2 protein-coding genes are annotated in these 3,455 nt (G+C 72.0%); both read right to left on the bottom strand.

All coding sequences use genetic code 11. From position 1 onward, the window contains the following. A partial coding sequence (locus ACFQ36_RS21685) for an ATP-dependent helicase (RefSeq protein ID WP_377017454.1) occupies positions 1-1,284 on the bottom strand: 1,284 nt, incomplete at its 3' end. Further along, positions 1,281-3,455 (bottom strand): PD-(D/E)XK nuclease family protein (locus tag ACFQ36_RS21680; RefSeq protein WP_377017452.1); only part of this gene is annotated, 2,175 nt, incomplete at its 5' end. The genes ACFQ36_RS21680 and ACFQ36_RS21685, both read right to left, overlap by 4 nt.

The following is a 3,455-nucleotide window of genomic DNA, read 5'->3' as shown; positions in this document are numbered from 1 at the left end:
GGCGGCCACCTGCCGGGCCAGCTGCGCGGCCTCCTCCAGGTCTGTGCGGTAACGGGCCAGCACCACCTTGCCGGCGGCTGCCTGGGGCCTGGGCCGCAGCGGCGGCACCTCGATCCGCGCCGGGCCCGGCCGGTTTGGATCCACCCGGTTCAGCGGGGCCGAAATGGCGTTGGCCATGGCGAGGATGTTTTCGGCATTGCGCCAGGCGGTGGTCAGGAAGCTGGCCGGTGCCGGGGTGCGGCCGCCGTCGTCGGCAACGGCCGGGAAATGCTGGCGGAAGGCAAAGAGCTGGCCGGCGGAAGCGCCGCGGAAACCGTAAATGGACTGGTTCGGGTCCCCGACCGCGGTGACGGCATGGCCGTGGCCGAACAGCTTGGAAAAGAGCACCATCTGCGCGTGCGAGGTGTCCTGGAACTCGTCCAGCAGCACCACTTTGTAGCGGCTGCGCTCCAGCTCGCGCGCCTGCGGGACCTCACTGGCAATCCTGGCGGCCAGCGAGACCAGGTCCCCGTAGTCCAGCACCCCGCGTTCCCGTTTGGTCCGGGTATAGGCCGCTGCCAGGCCGGCTACGGTGATCCGGGTGCGCAGCCGGTTCAGCAGGTCCACCACCGCCTGCTTGGCCGTCCTGGTGCTGCCCTGGACATACGGCAGGCCCCCGATCCGGGCCACTTCCGTTTCCAGGTAGGCCGAGGCCTCCTCCGGGGCCACCAGGTGCTCCGAACACTCGCCGGCAAACTGCATCACCGCCTTGACCAAGGTGGATTTGGCGGCCACCAGGTGATCCATGTCGCCGTCCCAGGCCTCCACCACCTGGCTGGCCAGCTGCCAGGACTGCGCGCTGCCCAGCAGCACCACGTCGCGTTCGATCCCCAACCGCAGCCCGTAGTCGGAGACCAGTCCGTTGGCATAGGAGTGGTAGGTGGACACCTTCGGCTCCAGCATGCCCGCGGCTTCATCTTCGTCCGCGGGCAGCAGACCATGGCGGTCCAGCTTGGCCAGCTGTGCCCGGATCCGTGCCGCCAGTTCTCCGGCGGCCTTGCGGGTGAAGGTGACGCCGAGGATTTCTTCCGGCCGCACGCGGCCGTTGGCCACGAGCCAGACGACACGGTCCGCCATGGTGGCGGTTTTGCCCGAACCGGCTCCGGCGATGACCAGCAGCGGTGCCAGCGGCGAACTGATGATCGCCGACTGTTCCGGCGTCGGCTGGTGCTGGCCCAGCAGCGACGCCAGCTCTTCGGGACTGTAGACGGCCGTTGACTGTCCGGCGGCCTGGAGGGCGCTCATTCGGTCACCTGCTTTCCTTCGGCACACAGCGGGCAGATCTGCGGGGCACGGCAGCCCTGGGCGCCGTGCCCGGCGTTCTGCGGGTCGTGGCGCGCCTCGAAGGTGCTGCCCGACATCAGGACGGCGGCGTCGTGGATCATCTCCGCGGCCCACCCGTCCCCGTCCGCCAGCCCATCCTGGTGCTGGACCTTGACGGACTTGAGATCCTGGCCCAGCTGGACCAGTGCCGCCCCGCCCGACGGCGGCCGGGCGGCGTCCCCGGCCAGCCCCGGTACGCCGTCGAACTCGCCGGCCTGGACGGCGGCCTGGTAGCTGGCCAGCTGCGGATGTCGCTGCACTTCGCGGCCTGCCGGCGCGGATTTGCCGGTCTTCAGGTCGATGACCACCAGGCGCCCGTCCGCGTCCACTTCCAGCCGGTCCACCTGCCCGCGCAGCCGCGCCACCCGCTCCGGGCCGCGCAGATCCACTGAAAAGTCCCGTTCCACGGCCAGCAGCCGGCGTCCCTCGCGGCGCATCAACAGCACGTACTGGGCCAGACGCCGGACCATGCCCTCCGCGCGCTGGAAATCCAGCCGGCCTTCCCAATTGTCCTTCATGCCCAGGCTGGGCCAGCGGCGCACCAGTTCCGCCGCGTATTCGGTGCCGGTAGCATCCGGCATGTCCTGGGCGATCGAGTGCACGAGGGTGCCCAGGCTGCGCGCGAAGTCGGTGGCCGCCTCTCCCCCGGCCGCCTGCACGAACCAGTCCAGCGGGGACTTGCGCACTGCCTCCACCCGGGACGGCGAGACCGGAACCGGGTCATCCGCGGGCACGATGGGGGCTTCCGAGCTCAGCGGCAGCAGCCCCCACCACTGGTCCGGGTGCGCGCCCGGAACCGGGACCTCGCTGGCCGCCAGCCGGGCCAGTACCGCCGCGGCATCCGCGGCCTCGGTCGGATGCTGGTCCACCTGCTGGGCCCACTGCCGCAGCTCAGCCGCGAGCGCGCGCAGGGTCCGGGGCCGCAGCACCTCGGTAACCGGCCGCGGCTGCTCCGGGTCCAGCCACGGGTCCACCAGGTCCAGGAACGGCGAGGGCTGGGCGTCCTCGGACTGGACCGCCACGCAGACCAGCTCGCGTTCGGCCCTGGACACGGCCGTGGCGAAGCTGCGCAGCTCGTCGTAGCGGGTTTCCCGCAGCCGGGAGACCGGGTCGCTGCGCAGGGCAGCCTCGACCCCGTGCTCCAGGGCCTGCACATACCGGGTGCTGCCCAGCAGCTCGCCGCGCAGCCGCGTGTTCGGCCAGACCCCGTCCTGGACCCCGGCGATGATCACCATCGGCCAGCCGCGGCCGGCCGCGGAGGCCGGCGTCATCAGCTCCACGGCCTCGCGCAGCTGGGCGCGCGGGGCCAGGTTGTCCATCGGCAGTTCCTGGTTGAGCAAATAGTCCAGGAACTGGCGTGGCGTGGACCCAGGCAGCTGGTCCACATAGCGTTCGGCGGTCTGGAAGAGGGCCATCATCGCGTCCAGGTCCCGGTCCGCCCGGACGCCCGCGGGTCCGCCCTGCAGGGCCAGCGCGGACCACCGGTCCGACAGCCCGGCGGTAGACCACAGCGCCCACAGGACCGTTTCCGCGTTGGCACCCGGCTCGGCGGCGGCTTCCCGTCCGGCCTTGAGCATGGCCGCGATGCGGCGGGCCGGGCCGGCCTCCCGCCCCAGTGTCTGCAGCCGTGCCGGGTCCTGCAGTGCCTCGACCAGGAGGGCGTCGCTGGCCCGGCCTCCGCCGCCGAGCAGCTCCTCGCGCCGCAGCGACTGGCGCAACCGGCGCAGGTCGATGGCCGTTGCCCCGCCGATGCGCGAGCCCAGCAGCTTCACGGCCGTGTCCGGGGTCAGCGATTCCGGGTCCAGGACCAGGGCCAGCGCGTCCAGCAGCGGACGGACGGCGGCCTCGTCCCGCACCGGGGTTTCGGCCACCGGCACCTTGACGGCAATGCCCTGGCCGGTCAGATAGCGGGCCAGCTCGGACAGCTGTCCGCCGGTGCGGACGATGACGCCGATCTCGCCCAGCCGGTAACCGCCGAACAGCGTTGCTTCGAGGATCCGCTGGGCTACATACCGCTGCTCATGGACGGCCGATGCCACCACATGGGACGAAACCGCCGGCCGGGCCGCGCCGTCCGGCGCCGGCCCGGCCGG

Origin of the sequence: Arthrobacter sp. GCM10027362 (assembly GCF_042679445.1) — a bacterium.
In the GTDB taxonomy this organism is placed as follows: domain Bacteria; phylum Actinomycetota; class Actinomycetes; order Actinomycetales; family Micrococcaceae; genus Crystallibacter.
The sequence above is the reverse complement of the archived record's forward strand: the minus strand, read 5'-3'. Positions and strand labels throughout refer to the sequence as shown.